Source organism: Mycobacterium sp. 1165196.3, from assembly GCF_001673415.1.
Taxonomy (GTDB): domain Bacteria; phylum Actinomycetota; class Actinomycetes; order Mycobacteriales; family Mycobacteriaceae; genus Mycobacterium; species Mycobacterium europaeum_A.
In genome coordinates this window covers 1-16,989 of sequence record NZ_LZLU01000046.1, presented here as the reverse complement: position 1 = coordinate 16,989, position 16,989 = coordinate 1, and the positions used below count along the sequence as shown (strand labels likewise).

The 16,989-nt window shown below is 68.2% G+C and carries 16 protein-coding genes and 2 pseudogenes; 14 read left to right on the top strand and 4 right to left on the bottom strand.

Annotated features, from left to right (window positions below; genetic code table 11):
- The first annotated feature begins 72 nt into the window (after positions 1–72).
- Positions 73–555, top strand: coding sequence for a MarR family winged helix-turn-helix transcriptional regulator (locus A5659_RS04385; RefSeq protein WP_067179471.1), 483 nt, complete (start codon positions 73–75; stop codon positions 553–555).
- A 73-nt stretch (positions 556–628) separates the two neighbouring features.
- Here the strand turns inward: A5659_RS04385 and A5659_RS26745 are convergent, their stop codons facing one another.
- On the bottom strand, positions 629–925 hold the full coding sequence (locus A5659_RS26745; protein ID WP_231997730.1) for a hypothetical protein: 297 nt from the start codon (positions 923–925) through the stop codon (positions 629–631).
- 637 nt (positions 926–1,562) lie between these two features.
- Here A5659_RS26745 and A5659_RS04380 point away from each other — a divergent pair.
- The 4 genes from A5659_RS04380 to A5659_RS04365 are packed head-to-tail and all read left to right on the top strand — an operon-like array spanning position 1,563 to position 4,482.
- Positions 1,563–2,840 (top strand): bifunctional 3,4-dihydroxy-2-butanone-4-phosphate synthase/GTP cyclohydrolase II, encoded by a 1,278-nt coding sequence (locus tag A5659_RS04380; protein WP_066860202.1) that lies wholly within the window; start codon positions 1,563–1,565, stop codon positions 2,838–2,840.
- Entirely contained in the window at positions 2,837–3,319 is a 483-nt protein-coding gene (gene ribH / locus A5659_RS04375; RefSeq protein WP_066860177.1) for a 6,7-dimethyl-8-ribityllumazine synthase, read from the top strand. The genes A5659_RS04380 and ribH overlap by 4 nt, the downstream gene beginning before the upstream one ends.
- The gene (locus A5659_RS04370) at positions 3,316–3,786 is read left to right on the top strand and encodes a PH domain-containing protein (protein ID WP_067179468.1); all 471 of its coding nucleotides are present in this window, start codon (positions 3,316–3,318) and stop codon (positions 3,784–3,786) included. The genes ribH and A5659_RS04370 overlap by 4 nt, the downstream gene beginning before the upstream one ends.
- Before the next feature lie 18 nt (positions 3,787–3,804).
- Positions 3,805–4,482, top strand: a complete 678-nt coding sequence (locus A5659_RS04365) for a hypothetical protein (RefSeq protein ID WP_067179466.1) — start codon at positions 3,805–3,807, stop codon at positions 4,480–4,482.
- A gap of 35 nt (positions 4,483–4,517) precedes the next feature.
- On the opposite strand, the gene A5659_RS04360 is transcribed toward A5659_RS04365, so the two are convergent.
- Positions 4,518–4,856, bottom strand: coding sequence for a hemophore-related protein (locus A5659_RS04360; protein ID WP_067179465.1), 339 nt, complete (start codon positions 4,854–4,856; stop codon positions 4,518–4,520).
- Positions 4,857–4,960: 104 nt separating this feature from the next.
- Entirely contained in the window at positions 4,961–5,170 is a 210-nt protein-coding gene (locus tag A5659_RS28400; RefSeq protein ID WP_082975893.1) for a hypothetical protein, read from the bottom strand.
- A 142-nt stretch (positions 5,171–5,312) separates the two neighbouring features.
- Between A5659_RS28400 and uvrC the strand changes: the two genes are divergently transcribed.
- The 9 genes and pseudogenes from uvrC to A5659_RS04310 all read left to right on the top strand — a co-directional run bounded on the left by uvrC (position 5,313) and on the right by A5659_RS04310 (position 16,716).
- Positions 5,313–7,268, top strand: coding sequence for an excinuclease ABC subunit UvrC (gene uvrC, locus A5659_RS04350; protein ID WP_067179461.1), 1,956 nt, complete (start codon positions 5,313–5,315; stop codon positions 7,266–7,268).
- Positions 7,265–8,197: an RNase adapter RapZ gene (gene rapZ, locus A5659_RS04345; RefSeq protein WP_066860189.1), complete on the top strand. Its 933-nt coding sequence runs from the start codon at positions 7,265–7,267 to the stop codon at positions 8,195–8,197. Before uvrC ends, rapZ begins: the two co-directional genes overlap by 4 nt.
- A pseudogene (gene yvcK / locus A5659_RS04340) lies at positions 8,194–9,232 on the top strand (uridine diphosphate-N-acetylglucosamine-binding protein YvcK). The gene rapZ and the pseudogene yvcK overlap by 4 nt, the downstream one beginning before the upstream one ends.
- The gene (gene whiA / locus A5659_RS04335) at positions 9,229–10,206 is read left to right on the top strand and encodes a DNA-binding protein WhiA (RefSeq protein WP_040631623.1); all 978 of its coding nucleotides are present in this window, start codon (positions 9,229–9,231) and stop codon (positions 10,204–10,206) included. Before yvcK ends, whiA begins: the two are co-directional and overlap by 4 nt.
- An 833-nt stretch (positions 10,207–11,039) precedes the next feature.
- A complete protein-coding gene (locus A5659_RS04330; RefSeq protein ID WP_067179459.1) occupies positions 11,040–12,293 on the top strand; it encodes a PPE family protein in 1,254 nt (417 codons plus the stop codon).
- A 12-nt stretch (positions 12,294–12,305) separates the two neighbouring features.
- On the top strand, positions 12,306–13,670 hold the full coding sequence (locus tag A5659_RS04325) for a PPE family protein (RefSeq protein WP_067022584.1): 1,365 nt from the start codon (positions 12,306–12,308) through the stop codon (positions 13,668–13,670).
- A gap of 78 nt (positions 13,671–13,748) precedes the next feature.
- Positions 13,749–14,102 (top strand): DUF732 domain-containing protein, encoded by a 354-nt coding sequence (locus A5659_RS04320; RefSeq protein WP_066865384.1) that lies wholly within the window; start codon positions 13,749–13,751, stop codon positions 14,100–14,102.
- Positions 14,103–14,197: 95 nt separating this feature from the next.
- The gene (locus A5659_RS04315; RefSeq protein ID WP_067179457.1) at positions 14,198–15,151 is read left to right on the top strand and encodes a PPE family protein; all 954 of its coding nucleotides are present in this window, start codon (positions 14,198–14,200) and stop codon (positions 15,149–15,151) included.
- Positions 15,152–15,315: 164 nt separating this feature from the next.
- Positions 15,316–16,716, top strand: a complete 1,401-nt coding sequence (locus A5659_RS04310) for a wax ester/triacylglycerol synthase family O-acyltransferase (RefSeq protein ID WP_067179492.1) — start codon at positions 15,316–15,318, stop codon at positions 16,714–16,716.
- 30 nt (positions 16,717–16,746) lie between these two features.
- Here A5659_RS04310 and A5659_RS26730 read toward each other — a convergent pair.
- A pseudogene (locus tag A5659_RS26730) lies at positions 16,747–16,989 on the bottom strand (HNH endonuclease signature motif containing protein); the annotation flags it as partial.

Here is a 16,989-nt window from a genome sequence, read left to right as displayed (position 1 = left end):
GAAAAGGTTGACGAGTCCACCTTATGGAGATTTGGATGACGCGTCAACTAATCTCCGATAACATGGGAACCGATGGAACCGAACTGGCTGAATCCCCGCGAAGACCGCGCCTGGCGGGCCTTCCAGCACGCGAATCATCAGCTCAGCGTGCACCTGAACCGGGGCCTGCAGGAATCGGGCTTGTCCGGCGCCGACTACCAGATCTTGGCGGTGCTCTCCGAGCACGACGGGGACCGCCTCCCCGCCCACGAGCTATGCAACACGCTGGGCTGGGAAAAGAGCCGTGTCTCCCATCAGGTGCGCCGCATGGAGCAGGACGGGCTGATCAGCCGGGAGGCCAACCCGGACGACGCCCGCAGCACCATGGTCTGCCTGCTGCCGGCCGGCCGCGCCGCCATCGAGAAGGCGGCGCCCAAGCACGTGGCGGATGTCCGCCGGAACTTCATCGACCTACTCAGCCCAGCCGAGCTCGACATGCTCGCCGCCCTCAACGAACGGGTCTTACGCCACCTGGCCGAAGACGGCGACCCCTCGGCCGAAGCCGCGCCGTCATGACGACAGGCCGATAGTCGCGGCGTCACGCGCCGCGGCAGCGGCCTGCCTTTGGATCAGCTGGTTGCTCGGCTGATTACACCGGACGCCAGATGGGGCCTTCCCAGTAACCCCAATGGTTCATGCCGGGATCCCAGACGATCTGGGCCCACGGCGCCCACGGTGGCGGCGGGGGCGGCGGTCCCGCCCACGGCGGAGCCCCGTAGCCGGCCGGGCCGCCATAGTTGTCGTCCCAGTCACGGCAGTTGTTCCAGTTCTGGTAAGGGCCCCAGCCCGGGTCCCACTGCTCGCCCGGGCACCAGTGGTGGTGATCCATGGGCGGCGGAGGAGGCGCCGCCGCGGCGGTGCCCGTGGCCAGTCCGAGTGCGGACATAGCCAAGCCGCCGGCAGCGAGCGCGCCGGTGCACAGCCGGGCCCACGGTCGTGTTTGTGTGTTGGTATTCATGGGGCAGTATTTACCCGCGATAATGCGGGCGAAACCCGGCTTTGTCGTTTGCTCATGTCAAATTTTGAGCACAGCCAACGCATATCTGGCGCAAAGGGTTTTGGTGTATAGGAGCTTTTCATCGGTTTATTTTTGGCACCAGGTGACGATATCGCGGGTCGGGCACACCATTTTGCCGGCCGCTTCCCTGTTTGCGGAAGGGCCCTCTCCTTCGCATCATGCAGTTATCATTCCGGCGACGAATATCGCGGCGGCACCGACGGCCGAGGGCGGCGAAAACTGTGATCCCGGCAACGATTACCAGGGTGCCGAGGCCCGCTCTGGCCCCGAGAGGCCGCGGGGATCCGTGGCGCCGAGATACGTGCGCGCTCATCGCAAGTGGTCAGGCGGTCGGTGCCGCCTGCCCGCCCGGCGGTGCGGCGCGATCCGAGGCCGTCCCGCTGATCAAACCGCGGCAATAACCGCGCGGTCGCCGTGGTTCATACTGAATGCAACACGTGGGCTTCTCGTGTGAGCCGTTTCGACAGTGTTCCCGCCGGGCAGCGGGGACGGCGAGGTAGCAAAGATGACGAGGTTGGACTCCGTCGAAAGGGCGGTTGCCGACATTGCGGCCGGCAAGGCCGTCATCGTCATCGACGACGAGGACCGCGAGAACGAGGGCGATCTGATCTTCGCCGCCGAGAAGGCGACGCCGGAGATGGTGGCCTTCATGGTGCGCTACACCTCCGGATACCTCTGTGTGCCGCTGGACGGCGAGATCTGCGACAGGCTGGGGTTGCTGCCGATGTACGCGGTGAACCAGGACAAGCACGGCACCGCCTACACCGTCACGGTCGACGCCAGACGGGGTGTGGGCACCGGGATTTCGGCCTCGGACCGGGCCACCACGATGCGGCTGCTCGCCGATCCCACCAGCGTCGCCGACGATTTCACCCGGCCTGGTCACGTTGTTCCGTTGCGCGCCAAGGACGGTGGCGTATTGCGCCGCCCAGGTCACACCGAGGCCGCCGTCGACCTGGCCCGGCTGGCCGGGCTCCAGCCCGCCGGCGCCATCTGCGAGATCGTCAGCCAGAAGGACGAAGGCTCGATGGCGCAGACCGACGAACTGCGGGTCTTCGCCGACGAACACGACCTCGCCATGATCACCATCGCCGACCTGATCGAGTGGCGACGCAAACACGAGAAGCACATCGCCCGGATCGCCGAGGCCCGGATACCGACCCGGCACGGCGAGTTTCGTGCCATCGGCTACGCCAGCATCTATGAAGAGGTCGAACACGTCGCGCTGGTGCGCGGGGACATCTCGGGCCCGAACTCCGACGGTGACGACGTGCTGGTGCGGGTGCACTCCGAATGCCTGACCGGTGACGTGTTCGGTTCGCGCCGCTGCGATTGCGGGCCGCAGCTGGACGCCGCGATGGCCATGGTCGCCCGCGAGGGACGCGGCATCGTGTTGTACATGCGCGGCCACGAGGGGCGCGGCATCGGGCTGATGCACAAGCTGCAGGCCTATCAGTTGCAAGACGCCGGTGAAGACACCGTCGACGCCAACCTCAAGCTCGGATTGCCGGCCGACGCAAGGGATTACGGGATCGGCGCGCAGATCCTGGTGGATCTCGGGGTGCGTTCGATGCGGCTGCTGACCAACAACCCGGCCAAGCGGGTCGGGCTGGACGGGTACGGCCTGCACATCATCGAGCGGGTGCCGCTGCCGGTGCGCGCCAACGCGGAGAACATCCGTTACCTGATGACCAAACGGGACAAGATGGGCCATGACCTGGCCGGACTGGATGACTTTCACGAATCCGTCCATCTGCCAGGCGAATTCGGCGGTGCTTTGTGAGTCCTGCCGAGGGTGTGCCGGAGGTTGCGCCGCTCGATGCGTCCGGCCTGCGCCTGGCCCTGGTTGCGAGCACCTGGCACAGCGAGATCTGCGACGCGCTGCTTGCGGGTGCCCGCAAGGTGGCCTCCGAATCGGGTATCGACGACCCGACGGTGGTCCGGGTGATCGGCGCGATCGAGATCCCGGTGGTCGCACAGGAACTCGCCCGCAATCACGATGCCGTCGTCGCACTGGGCGTCGTGATCCGCGGGCAGACACCGCATTTCGAGTACGTCTGCGATGCGGTGACCCAGGGGCTGACCCGGGTGTCGTTGGACACTTCCACGCCGGTGGCCAACGGTGTGCTCACCACCGACACCGAGCAGCAGGCCCTGGACCGGGCCGGCCTTCCGGAGTCGGCCGAGGACAAAGGGGCCCAAGCCACGCTGGCGGCCCTGACCACCGCGCTGACCCTGCGTGAGTTGCGCTCTCGGTCGTGACGTCGCCTTCGGACCGCGAGACCTGGGATGCGGTGCTGCGTCCCCACCGCACACCGTTATTCGCCTACGGGGCGGCGTTCGTGATCGCCGCGGCGCACATCGCGGTGGGCGTGCTGCTCAAGGTGGGGTCCACCGGGGTGGTCTTTCAGACCTCGGACCAGGTGGCGATCGCGGTGCTCGGTCTGGTCATCGCCGGCATTGTGTTGTTGTTCGCCCGCCCACGGCTGCGTATCGGGCCGGCCGGCGTCTCGGTTCGAAACCTGTTGGGCGACAAGCTGATCGAATGGCCGGACGTTGCCGGGGTGTCGTTTCCGGTGGGTCACCGTTGGGCGCGCGTCGACCTGCCCGACGACGAGTACATCCCGGTGATGGCCATCCAGGCCGTCGACAAGGGCCGGGCGGTGGCCGCCATGGACACCGTGCGCTCGCTGCTGGCACGCTATCGACCGGACCTGCAGACACACTGAGCGCTGTACCATCAGCCGATGGCACTTCAGGCACGGGTGGCCGCGGTCCTCGCAGTTGCCCTGCTGACGCTCAGCGGATGCAGTGTGGTGGTGGGGGGACGGGCGGTCCGGGCGTCCGGCCAGCCCGCGGCAACGCCGACCACGACGGTCCAACGCCCGCCGGCGCATGCCCAAGACCTGCTGCTGCACAGTGGCGATGACACGCCGCTCGGCGCGGCCAGCGCGATCCCGGTGGGCGACAACTACTTCACCAGCGCCCGGCCCCCGGACTGCTCGGCCGCGCTGCTGTTCGAGGGCTCGCCGCTGCGACCCGCCGGCGCCTCGGACCACGCCGAATCGGCGTACCAGTTCAGCGATCAGGCGACGTACGCCGAGTCGGTCGACATCTACGACAACGCGCTCGACCCCCACCACGAGGTGGTGAGTGGTTTCGTCTCCGTCGCCCAGTGCCGGCACGACGCCGTGGGCATCTCGCCGTACGGCCAGGCGACGCCGATGCGGCTGAGCGGGTTCGCCACCCCATCCGAAGGCGTCCTGGTGTGGACGATGAACCAGCCGGCCTGGACCTGCGATTATGGGTTGGCCGTGCTGCCGCACGTGGCCCTGCTGCTGTCGGCCTGCAACAACGCCCCTGGATTCCCCATGGCGGATTGGGCGGCGAAACGCCGGGCACAGGTCGACGGGCGCACCGCTTAGCCGCGGCGGAGCGGGAGTGAAGCTTGAGGGATGACTCAGTAATTCTTGCAGTCGGTCATCATTTGCTTAAAGATCGGGTAGGCCTGGTCGATCCCCGGATTGTGCTGGATTGCCTTGAGCATGCTCACCCGCTGGTCTCGTGGCGCCGCCATGAACTCCTGCAGAAACTGCTGGTTGGGCGGCGACTGGTCGAGATACTGAGCGGCCATCGGGTTCTCCGCGTGCACGGCCCGCATCGCCTGGTCATAAGTACAGGTCGTATTGACCATGGGGCCAATATCAGGTTCAGCCGATGCGACCCCGGCACCAGCGGTCGACGCCAATGCCAGACCGCCCACCGTGACGGCCAGTTTGGCCAACGAGCGCTTCATCATTTACGGACTCCCTCCATTGCTCTGCCCCCACTCTAACGTTGAGCTAGAAGCTTGGTAGCCAGAACGGAAGCCGTCCAAACCGCCGCGACCGCCCGCGGGGCCCGTCACGGGTCGTCTACCTGCGCGGTTGATCCTTCTTCGGTTGGGTGGCTCCAGCTGCTCGGCAACAGCGGCAGGCCCGGGTCGGCGTCCGGCGCCGCGCCGCCGAGCGTGGTCAGGCCGGCGGGGGCGGCGTCGGCGTGCCGGGCGGTGCCGGCGAACCCGATGGGCCCCGCGCCCCGCGCCGAGGCCGTCGTGGTCGGCGACGCCGGGATCTTCCGCGACCGAACCGGGGTCCAGGTACTCGTAGCGGTAGCCGGGGTCGATCAGACCCGGCCGGGGACGCCTGCGGCGCCGGGCCTGCTCCCGCCGGGCGGAGGCGCTCGGCACCGCGCGGCCGACTACTAGCCTGGATCTGTGCCCGATCCCGCCACCTACCGCCCCGCGCCCGGGTCCATCCCGGTCGAGCCCGGCGTCTACCGATTCCGGGATACCTACGGGCGAGTCATCTACGTCGGCAAGGCCAAGAGCCTGCGCAGCCGGCTGACGTCATACTTCGCCGACATCGCCAGCCTGCATCCACGCACCCGGCAGATGGTGACCACCGCGGCCAAGGTCGAGTGGACGGTGGTCAACACCGAAGTCGAGGCGCTGCAACTCGAATACAACTGGATCAAGGAGTTCGACCCGCGGTTCAACGTCCGCTATCGCGACGACAAAACCTATCCGGTGCTGGCGGTCACCCTCAACGAGGAGTTCCCCCGGCTGATGGTCTACCGCGGCCCCCGCCGCAAGGGGGTGCGCTACTTCGGGCCGTACTCGCACGCGTGGGCCATCCGGGAGACGCTGGACCTGCTCACCCGGGTGTTTCCGGCCCGCACCTGCTCGGCGGGAGTGTTCAAGCGGCACAAGCAGATCGATCGTCCTTGCCTGCTCGGCTACATCGACAAGTGCTCGGCACCGTGCATCGGCAGGGTCAGCGCGGAGCAGCACCGCCAGATCGTGGACGACTTCTGCGACTTCCTGTCCGGCAAGACCGACCGGTTCGCCCGGGAGCTGGAACAGCAGATGAACGCCGCGGCCGAGCGGCTCGATTTCGAGCGGGCCGCGCGGTTGCGTGACGACCTGGGCGCGGTGAAGCGGGCGATGGAAAAGCAGGCCGTGGTCCTCGGCGACGGCACCGACGCCGACGTGGTGGCGTTCGCCGACGACGAGCTGGAGGCCGCGGTGCAGGTGTTCCACGTCCGCGGCGGCCGGGTCCGTGGCCAGCGCGGCTGGATCGTCGAAAAGTCCGCCGACCCCGGCGATTCCGGCGAGGAACAGCTGGTCGAGCAGTTCCTGACCCAGTTCTACGGCGAGCAGGCCGAATTGGGCGGCGCCGCAGACGAATCCGTGAACCCGGTGCCGCGCGAGGTGCTGGTGCCCTGCTTGCCGTCCAACACCGACGAGCTGACCAGTTGGCTGTCCGGCCTGCGCGGATCCCGGGTGGTGCTGCGGGTGCCGCAGCGCGGCGACAAACGCGCGCTGGCCGAAACCGTGCAGCGCAACGCGAAAGAGGCGCTGCAGCAACACAAGCTGCGGCGCGCCGGCGACTTCAACGCCAGATCCGCTGCGCTGCAGAACATCCAGGAGGCCCTCGGCTTGTCCGAGGCGCCGCTGCGCATCGAATGTGTGGACATCAGCCACGTCCAGGGCACCGACGTGGTGGGCTCGCTGGTAGTGTTCGAGGACGGTCTGCCGCGCAAATCGGACTACCGGCACTTTGGGATCCGGGAAGCCGCCGGGCAGGGCCGCTCCGACGACGTCGCCTCCATCGCCGAGGTGACCCGGCGTCGCTTCGCCCGTCACCTGAGCGAGCAGAACGATCCGAATATGCTTTCCGCGGAAGGAAAGTCGCGCCGTTTCGCCTACCCCCCGAATCTGTATGTCGTCGACGGCGGTGCCCCGCAGGTCAACGCGGCCAGCGCGGTGCTCGAGGAACTCGGCATCACCGACGTCGCGGTGATCGGCCTGGCCAAGCGGCTGGAAGAGGTGTGGGTGCCCTCGGAGCCCGACCCGGTCATCATGCCGCGCAACAGCGAGGGGCTGTATCTGCTGCAACGCGTCCGTGACGAGGCGCACCGGTTCGCGATCGCCTACCATCGCAGCAAGCGATCCAAACGAATGACGGCATCGGTGCTGGATTCGGTGCCAGGATTGGGAGAACATCGCCGAAAGGCGTTGGTAAGCCATTTCGGATCGATAGCCCGCCTCAAGGAGGCCACCGTCGACCAGATCACCGCCGTTCCCGGCATCGGTGTGGCGACTGCCACCGCCGTCCTGGAGGCGCTGCGGCCCGAGCAGTCCCCCGATGAGTCCAGGGCGGCCCAATGACGGGGCCGGGCGAGTTCGCGGGCGGCCCCTCGGTGGACGCTCACCGAGACAACGGGGCCGGTATCGACGTCGTGCTGGTGACCGGGTTATCCGGGGCCGGGCGGGGTACCGCGGCCAAGGTGCTCGAGGACCTCGGCTGGTATGTGGCCGACAACCTGCCTCCGCAACTGATCACCCGGATGGTCGATTTCGGTCTGGCGGCCGGCTCGCGGATCACCCAGCTGGCGGTGGTGATGGACGTGCGGTCGCGCGGCTTCACCGGCGACCTGGACTCGGTGCGCACTGAGCTGGCCACCCGAAACATCGCCCCCCGCGTGGTGTTCATGGAAGCATCGGACGACATGCTGGTGCGCCGCTACGAGCAGAATCGCCGCAGCCATCCGCTGCAGGGCGATCAGACCCTGGCCGAGGGCATCGCCGCCGAGCGCCGCATGCTGGCCTCGGTTCGCGCCACCGCCGACTTGATCATCGACACCTCGACGCTGTCGGTGCGCGGCTTGCGCGAGACCATCGAGCGGGCGTTCGGCGGCGCCGCCAGCGCCACCACCAGCGTCACGGTCGAATCGTTCGGCTTCAAATACGGCCTGCCGATGGACGCCGACATGGTCATGGACGTCCGGTTCCTGCCGAACCCGCACTGGGTCGACGAATTGCGGCCCCGCACCGGGCAGGACCCCGCGGTGCGCGACTACGTATTGAGCCAGCCGGGCGCGGCCGAGTTCCTCGACGCCTACCATCGATTGCTATCTCTGGTCGTCGACGGCTACCGCCGGGAGGGCAAGCGCTATATGACGGTCGCGATCGGCTGCACCGGCGGCAAGCATCGCAGCGTCGCGATCGCCGAGGCGCTGGTGCAGTTGCTCAAGGCCCAGAAGGGCGAAGCCCAACTGTCGGTGCGGGTGCTGCATCGGGATCTGGGCCGCGAATGACCGAGCCGACGAACCGGGGCATCGTCGCGATGGGCGGTGGACACGGCCTGTACGCGACGCTGTCGGCGGCCCGCCGGCTCACGCCCTACGTGACCGCGGTGGTGACCGTCGCCGACGATGGTGGTTCTTCCGGGCGGCTGCGCAGCGAACTGGACGTGGTGCCGCCGGGTGATTTGCGAATGGCGTTGGCGGCCTTGGCATCTGACAGCCCGCACGGGCGACTGTGGGCGACCATCCTGCAGCACCGGTTCGGGGGCAGCGGGGCGCTGGCCGGGCATCCGATCGGCAACCTGATGCTGGCCGGGCTGTCCGAGGTGCTGGCCGACCCGGTGGCCGCCCTCGACGAGCTGGGGCGCATCCTCGGCGTCAAGGGCAGGGTGCTGCCGATGTGCCCGATCGCGCTGCAGATCGAGGCCGACGTCTCCGGGCTGGAAAGCGACCCGCGGATGTTCCGGCTGATCCGCGGTCAGGTGGCGATCGCGACCACGCCGGGCAAGGTGCGCCGCGTGCGGCTGTTGCCGGACAACCCGCCGGCGACGCGGCAGGCCGTCGACGCGATCATGGCCGCCGATCTGGTTGTGCTGGGCCCGGGGTCGTGGTTCACCAGCGTGATCCCGCACGTGCTGGTGCCCGGACTGGCGGCGGCGCTGCGGGCGACCACCGCGCGGCGCGCCCTGGTGCTCAATCTGGTGGCCGAACCGGGGGAGACGGCCGGGTTCTCCGTCGAGCGTCACCTGCACGTGCTGGCCCAGCATGCACCGGGATTCACCGTGCACGACATCATCATCGACGCCGAACGGGTGCCCAGCGAGCGGGAGCGCGAGCAATTGCGCCGCACCGCCACACTGCTTTCGGCCGAGGTCCACTTCGCCGATGTGGCCAGACCTGGTACACCTTTACATGATCCAGGCAAGCTCGCGGCGGCCCTGGACGGGGTCCGGGCGGCCCACAAGGCTCCGGGAGCGTCTTCGGTCACGGCCACCGCGGATATTCGGGTCGACGGTGCAAGTGAGGGGTGACGACGCGTGGCGATGACGACCGAAGTCAAGGACGAACTGAGCCGCCTCATTGTGAAATCGGTCAGCGCCCGCCGCGCGGAGGTCACGTCCCTGCTGCGGTTCGCCGGTGGACTGCATATCGTCGGCGGCCGCGTCGTCGTCGAAGCCGAGGTGGACCTGGGCAACGTCGCGCGGCGCTTGCGCAAGGACATTTTCGAACTCTACGGATACAACGCCGTCGTGCATGTGTTGTCCGCCAGTGGAATTCGCAAGAGCACCCGGTACGTGTTGCGGGTCGCCAATGACGGCGAGGCGCTGGCCCGCCAGACCGGTCTGCTCGACAATCGCGGCCGCCCGGTGCGCGGGCTGCCGGCCCAGGTGGTGGGTGGCAGCGTCGGCGACGCGGAAGCCGCCTGGCGCGGGGCGTTCCTGGCGCACGGTTCGCTGACCGAGCCGGGGCGGTCCTCGGCCCTGGAAGTCAGTTGCCCCGGTCCGGAAGCCGCGCTGGCGTTGGTGGGTGCCGCGCGACGGCTCGGTGTCAGCGCGAAGGCCCGCGAGGTGCGCGGCGCCGACCGGGTGGTGGTGCGCGACGGCGAGGCGATCGGCGCGTTGCTGACCCGGATGGGCGCCCAGGACACCCGGCTGGTGTGGGAGGAGCGCCGGATGCGGCGCGAGGTCCGGGCCACGGCCAACCGGCTCGCCAACTTCGACGACGCCAACCTGCGCCGGTCGGCGCGGGCGGCGGTGGCGGCCGCGGCCCGGGTGGAGCGGGCGCTGGAAATCTTGGGCGACACCGTCCCCGACCATTTGGCCTCGGCCGGCAAGCTGCGCGTCGAGCACCGGCAGGCATCGCTGGAGGAGCTGGGCCGGCTCGCGGACCCGCCGATGACGAAAGACGCTGTGGCGGGCCGAATTCGGCGGCTGCTGTCGATGGCCGACCGCAAGGCGAAGGTCGAGGGCATTCCCGACACCGAGTCGGCGGTGACGCCGGATCTCCTCGAGGACGCGTAGGCCGGTGCCGATGCACACCGAAAGCGCGTCGTAGCGCGACCCGCCCTGGCAAAGTCGCGACGCGGCGCGGAGCTGTCGCGGTACCTGGGCCCGCAATGTCGGATCGGTCGGCAGTGACGATGGGCCTGCGCTGCGGACCCGCCACCGTGAGTCACCCGCCGCCCCCTGCCGCGGCGAATTCTATGAATTGCATGATTATATAAGTTGGATATGAGCCGGCGCTTTCGATAGCGTTCTTCTGGACGAATTCCGGGACCGAAATAACGGTTAGGTCCGGTCAAGCGCTGATTGATCGCGCTGCTCGTGTGTAGCAAATTCATGGAGACCGCATAATTTCTTTGAAGGCGCTATGAGTTCCGGGCGTATCGGCCGCACCGCCCCGAATATGTGCTTCACCACCTATTTCTCAGTGACTCCGTGCTTGCGCCTCGTGCTGAGGGTCGCGCGGCGCGCCGCCGCGCAGTCCCTGTGGCTAAGGAATCCTGCGGCCAACGCAATTTGTGATACCGAGATTTTTATTCACCAATAGCCGCCCGGGGAACACCCCTTTCCGCTTTTCACCATCTATTCACCGGCTCGCCTTGCCGGATTTGCACGAGGTAGAGGGGTTTATCGGCGGCGTGCTTGCCGAACCGCCGACTGCCGGCGCTCGCAGCCCCGCGCGGCGGCACCGGCGAGCCCGGCCGAGCTTGGCGAAGGGCGATTTCGTAACCCCTGGCTAGTGTCTCGTCTACAAGACGACATGCCCGCCGCTCAGCAAACTCATAGCCGATGTGCTGGCGGCGGTACGGACTGGGCCGGCGGTGGCGACACGGCCGGAGGCGGAGGAATGCATGGATTTCGGGTCGTTACCGCCGGAGATCAACTCCGGCAGGATCTACTCAGGGCCGGGGTCGGCGCCGTTACTGGCAGCCGCGGCGGCCTGGAACGGGTTGGCAGCCGAATTGCATTCGGCCGCAGCGTCGTACGGTTCGGCAATCGCGGAGCTGCGCACCTCCTGGCATGGGCCTTCGTCGACGGCGATGGCCGGCGCGGCGGCACCCTTCATCGCGTGGCTCGACGGCACCGCGGTGCAGGCCGAGCAGACCGCCGCCCAAGCCACGGCGGCAGCGGCGGCTTATGAGGCCGTCTTCGCGGCCACGGTCCCGCCGCCGGTGATCGTGGCCAACCGGGCATTGTTGGCGTCGTTGATCGCGACCAACGTGCTGGGCCAGAACACTCCGGCGATCGCGGCCACGGAGGCCCAGTACGCCGAGATGTGGGCCCAGGACGCCGCCGCGATGTACGCCTATGCCGGCGCGTCGGCGGTCGCGACCCGGCTCAGCCCGTTCGGCGCGCCACCGACGACCGCCGACGCCAACGCGGAGGCCGACCAGTCGGCCGCGGTCACCTCCGCGCTGCAGTCGTCGACCGCCTCCGGCGTGGAATCGGCACTGTCAGAAGCGGTTTCGCAGGCTCCGGTCGCGGCGCAGGTGAACGCGACCGCGGTAACGGCGGCGGCTCAACTCCCGCTGAGCCTGACGGACATCACCGGGATTCTGAAGACCTTCAACAGCGTCATGGGCACCATCTCCGGGCCGTACACGCCGCTCGGCGTGGCGAACCTGGCGAAGAACTGGTACCAGATCGCCCTCAGCATCCCGAGCGTCGGGACGGGCATCCAAGGAATCGGACCCCTCTTGCACCCCAAAGCGCTCAGCGGGGTCTTGGCGCCGCTGCTGCGCAGCGATCTCCTGACGGGCTCGACCGCGCTGTCGAGTGCGGGCACGGTTTCGGCGTCCGCGGGCCGCGCCGGCTTGGTCGGATCGTTGTCGGTGCCGGCGAACTGGGCCTCGGCGGTCCCGGCGGTCCGGACGGTGGCCGCCGAGCTGCCGGGGACCATCCTGGACGCCGCCCCCGCGATGGCCGTCAACGGTCAACAGGGCATGTTCGGCCCGACTGCCCTGTCGAGCCTGGCCGGACGCGCCGTCGGCGGGACCGCGACCCGCGCCGTCGCCGGGTCAACCGTTCGCGTGCCCGGTGCCGTGGCGGTCGACGACATCGCGACCACGTCCACCGTCATTGTGATTCCGCCGAACGCGAAATAGGAAGGTGCGGCAATGGTTTTCAGCGATTTCGCAACGCTGCCACCGGAGGTCATCTCCACCCAGATCTATGTCGGCCCGGGCGCCGGGCCGCTGCTGGCCGCCGCGGCGGCATGGGACGGGCTGGCCGCCGAATTGCACGGCACCGCGGCTTCCTACGCATCGGTGATCTCGGAACTGGTCGGCGAATCGTGGCAGGGCTCATCGTCGGAGTCCATGGCCGCCGCGGCGGCGCCCTACGTGGCGTGGATATCGACCACGGCAGGCCTGGCCGAGCAGACTGCCGCTCAGGCCCGGGCCGCGGCCGCCGCCTACGAGGCGGCATTGGCGGCCACGGTGCCGCCGGCGGCTGTGGCGGCGAACCGCAGCCTGCTCGCCACACTGTTGCAGACCAACATCTTGGGGCAGAACGATGCGGCGATCGCGGCGACCGAGGACGAGTACGGCCAGATGTGGGCCCAAGATGTCGCCGCCATGTTCAGTTATGCCGCCGCGTCGGAATCGGCCGGTGAGCTGACGCCGTTCGAGCAGGCGCCGGCCACCACCAACGACGCCGGACCGGCGACCCAGGCGGCCGCCGCGGCCGCGGCGGAGTCGACGTCGCTGTCGTCCTGGTTGAAGGAGATCGAGGCCTATATCACCTCGCTCACCGGTCAATACACCCAGTTCTGGCAGAACTTGATCGGGGGCGCCACGGGGAGCACGGAGATAGCACCGTTCTGGGAGACGCTGTATTCGAGCATTTCGCAGATCGGCACTCAGGCGACGTGGACCAACGTCGTCAATGCCACCATCAGCCTTGGTGTCTCGCAGTGGAAGAACTTCTTCATCTATGCGCCGTGGAGCGCCGCGATGGCCAAATCGTCGCTGGGCGCCGGGCTGGCGTCGCCCGGCCACATCGCCGCCGGCATCGCGGCAAAGCCCGTATCGGCGGTGCTGGGTAACGCGCCAACAGTGGGCAAGCTGTCGGTGCCGGCTAGCTGGGCGACGGCCGCCCCGGCGATCAGGCTGGCCTCCACCGCGCTACCGGGCACCAGCCTGGCCGCGGCCGCGGCGACGGATTTGTCGGGCCTGGTGAACGAGGCGACCCTGGGCAGTCTGGCGGGCGGCGCGCTGGGCAGCCCGGCATCGCGTGTCGTCAGCACCACGGGCATCCAGGCCCGCGCGATCACCGGCGAGCGCCGGCAGGGACCGGTCAAGCTCGACCGCATCATCGCCCAACTGCAGGAGATGCCCGACCAGGTGCAGCACTGGAACGTCGACGAGGCCGGCCTCGACGACCTGGTCGCCAAGCTCAGGACAACGCCGGGCGTGCACGCCGTGCACGTGACCGACGGAGAGGAAGTCGCGGTCGGATCCCCCGAATCGAAACTGGGGTAGCGCCTTGCGGTGCAACGGATTTCGTCTCAGTGGACCGGATCAACCGGGAAACCGCCATAGGGCCTCGAAGGAGGATGCATGAAACTGCTGCTAGCGCTTCTCGGTGTATCGCTGGGCATCGTCACCGCGGTACCCGCACACGCCGTCCCGGGAGAGGACGAGGCGGCCGCCGACGAGAACAACGAGGTCTTCATCGCCGATCTCCACAAGGTGGGGATCAGTTTTGCGAATCCGGACCAAGCCGTTGCCGCCGGAAAAGCGGTGTGCGGATTGATCTCTCGTGGCGTCTCCGGTCTTCAGCTCCTCAACGACCTGCGGGACAACAACCCCGCGCTGAGCACCAACGGCGCCGCCCAGTTCGCGACGATATCGGCGAAGTCGTACTGCCCACGTCAACTCGAGTCCGCCGAAGGCGGTAAGGGCAGCGGCTGACCGCCAACACCAACTGCCGCCGCATATCCATCACCCCCGAAGAGAAAAGCCTGATGTTGCAGCACCATTCGCCCGCCATTGAGCTGGGGCCAGTGATGGATTTCGGTGCCCTTCCGCCGGAAAGCAATTCGGGGCGGATGCATTCGGGCCCCGGCGCCGGATCAATGATGGACGCCGCCAAGGCCTGGGGTGTGCTGGGCGCCCAACTCGCTGACATGGCGCTGACCTACCGGGCGGTGATCGCCGAGCTGGAACCGGGAGGGCAGAGCGCGTCGACTACGCCGATCACCCAAGCCGTCGCACCCTATCTGGCGTGGCTCGACGCCACCGCCGCGCAGGCCCGGCAGACGGCCAGTCAGGCCACCGCGGCCGCGGCCGCCTACGGCTTGGCGCTTGCGGCGGTGGTGGCGCCCCATGCGATCGACGCCAACCGGTTGCGGCGGATTTCGCTGGCCGCGGCGAACTGTCTGGGCCAGCTCAGTCCGGCGGTCGCCGACGCCGACGCCGACTACGAACGGATGTGGGCGCAGGATGCCGCGGCCATGTATGCCTACGCCCGCGCGTCGGCCGGCGTCTGGAAGCTGACACCGTTCGATTCGCCGCCGCCCGCCGCCGACCCCGGCGAGCCCGTGGGGGTCACCCCGCCGTCTCGCAACTGGACCCTGACCGTCGCACCGGAGGTCATAACGACTGGCCGACAAGTGATCTCAACCATCTCCGAAGCGCTGGGCGCGCTGTCCACCTCGCCGCTGGCCACCTTTGATACGTCCCTGTTGTCGGCAACGGCGCCGCTGTCCAAGTTGAGCTCGTTGTCGGCACCGGTCGACTTCGCGCTCAAACACCTGAGTTCCCTCAACAAGGCCGCCGCGCTGTGCAGGGCCGCGGTCATGTGCTCGCCGGGGGGCGGCACGAATCACGCGGCGCCCAGGGTGAGCGTCGGGCGCGGCGCGGCGATCGGGATCTTGTCGGTCCCACGGGCGTGGACCCGATCGATGCCGAGCCCGACGTCGCCCAGTTCGCCCGCGACTCCCGTCGATCGAAGCCAGTGAGCCGCCCGCCTGGCACCCGGACGGACAAATATGTTGTCGCAGACGGGTGCCCGCGGGTAGCCGCGTCGACCCGGTAGCCACGCGGACGCTTCCTGCGCCGAGCCGGCGGGTAGTTTGTTTGCCATTGCTGGTGGCGACGGCGGTTGGGGGGTTACGGTCAGGTGATGAGACGGCTTTCGAGTGTCGATGCGGCGTTTTGGTCAGCGGAAACCGCGGGCTGGCACATGCACGTGGGGGCGCTGGCGATCTGCGACCCGAAGGAATGCTCCGAGTACAGCTTTCAACGTCTCCGTCAATTACTGATCGAGCGCCTGCCCGAGGTCCCGCAGTTGCGGTGGCGGGTCACTGGCGCGCCGCTGGGACTGGACCGGCCGTGGTTCGTCGAGGACGAGGAGCTCGACGTCGACTTCCACGTCCGCCGCATCGGGGTTCCCGCGCCGGGCGGTCGCCGCGAGCTCGAGGAGCTGGTCGGGCGGCTGATGTCCTACAAGCTGGATCGCTCCCGGCCGCTGTGGGAAATGTGGGTGATCGAGGGCGTCGAGGGCGGCCGGATCGCCACGCTGACCAAGATGCACCACGCCATTGTCGACGGGGTCTCGGGCGCCGGACTGGGTGAAATCCTGCTGGACACCACGCCGGAACCGCGTGCGCCGCAACAGGAAACGGTCGGATCGCTGGTGGGATTCCAGCTGCCCGGACTAGAGCGGCGCGCCGTGGGCGCCCTGATCAACGTGGGCGTCAAGACGCCGTTCCGCATCGCGCGGCTGATGGAGCAGACCGTGCGCCAGCAGATCGCCACCCTGGGTGTGCGCAGCAGACCGCCGCGCTACTTCGAGGCGCCCAAAACCCGTTTCAACGCGCCGGTCTCGCCGCATCGGCGCATCACCGGGTGCCGCGTTGAACTTGCCCGCGCCAAAGTCGTCAAGGACGCCTACGGCGTCAAGCTCAACGACGTCGTGCTGGCCCTGGTGGCCGGCGCCGCCCGCGACTATCTACAGAAACGCGGCGAGCTGCCCGCCAAGCCGCTCATCGCGCAGATCCCGGTCTCGACGCGCACCGACAACGACAAGGACGACGTCGGCAACAAGGTCAGTTCCATGACCGTCTCGCTGGCCACCGATGTCGAAGACCCGGGCGAGCGGCTGCGGGCCATTCACGAAAGCACCCAGAACGCCAAGCTGATGGCCAAGGCGCTGTCGGCGCATCAGATCATGGGGCTGACCGAGACCACGCCGCCCGGGCTGCTGCAGCTGGCCGCGCGGGCTTACACCGCCAGCGGGCTGTCGCGAAACCTGGCCCCCATCAACCTGGTTGTCTCGAACGTCCCCGGACCGCCGTTCCCGTTGTATATGGCTGGCGCCAAACTGGATTCGCTGGTGCCGCTGGGGCCGCCCGTGATGGACGTCGCGCTCAACATCACCTGCTTCTCCTACCAGGACTACCTGGACTTCGGCTTCGTGACGACGCCCGAGGTGGCCAACGACATCGACGACATGGCCGATCGGATCGAGCCTGCGTTGACCGACCTGGAGAAGGCCGCCGCGCGGGCGAATGACTCCGACTAGACCTGACTGACGATCTGGCCACTGCGGGCCGTCGCCATCCTCGTCGCGCAGGAGTTTTTCGGGGTGGTGGAAGGTGTTGGTGCGGGGTTGGCCGGTGTCGAGGTGTGGGGGTGGTTTCCATTGGGTGTCGCCGTGGGTGTTTTTGCGGGTGGTCCAGCCGCCGGGGCGTAGTAGGCGGTGGTGGGGGCCGCAGGCGAAGGTGAGGTTGTTGACGTCGGTGGTGTGGCACTTGCTGTAGTCGGTGACGTGGTGGACTTCGCAGTAGTAGCCGCC

Coding starts and splice junctions, on each gene's coding strand:
- A5659_RS04385 (WP_067179471.1), top strand. CDS start 73: ATGGAACCGAACTGGCTGAATCCCCGCGAAGACCGCGCCTGGCGGGCC.
- A5659_RS26745 (WP_231997730.1), bottom strand. CDS start 925: ATGTCCGCACTCGGACTGGCCACGGGCACCGCCGCGGCGGCGCCTCCT.
- A5659_RS04380 (WP_066860202.1), top strand. CDS start 1,563: ATGACGAGGTTGGACTCCGTCGAAAGGGCGGTTGCCGACATTGCGGCC.
- A5659_RS04365 (WP_067179466.1), top strand. CDS start 3,805: ATGGCACTTCAGGCACGGGTGGCCGCGGTCCTCGCAGTTGCCCTGCTG.
- A5659_RS04360 (WP_067179465.1), bottom strand. CDS start 4,856: ATGATGAAGCGCTCGTTGGCCAAACTGGCCGTCACGGTGGGCGGTCTG.
- rapZ (WP_066860189.1), top strand. CDS start 7,265: ATGACGGGGCCGGGCGAGTTCGCGGGCGGCCCCTCGGTGGACGCTCAC.
- whiA (WP_040631623.1), top strand. CDS start 9,229: ATGACGACCGAAGTCAAGGACGAACTGAGCCGCCTCATTGTGAAATCG.
- A5659_RS04330 (WP_067179459.1), top strand. CDS start 11,040: ATGGATTTCGGGTCGTTACCGCCGGAGATCAACTCCGGCAGGATCTAC.
- A5659_RS04325 (WP_067022584.1), top strand. CDS start 12,306: ATGGTTTTCAGCGATTTCGCAACGCTGCCACCGGAGGTCATCTCCACC.
- A5659_RS04320 (WP_066865384.1), top strand. CDS start 13,749: ATGAAACTGCTGCTAGCGCTTCTCGGTGTATCGCTGGGCATCGTCACC.
- A5659_RS04315 (WP_067179457.1), top strand. CDS start 14,198: ATGGATTTCGGTGCCCTTCCGCCGGAAAGCAATTCGGGGCGGATGCAT.
- A5659_RS04310 (WP_067179492.1), top strand. CDS start 15,316: ATGAGACGGCTTTCGAGTGTCGATGCGGCGTTTTGGTCAGCGGAAACC.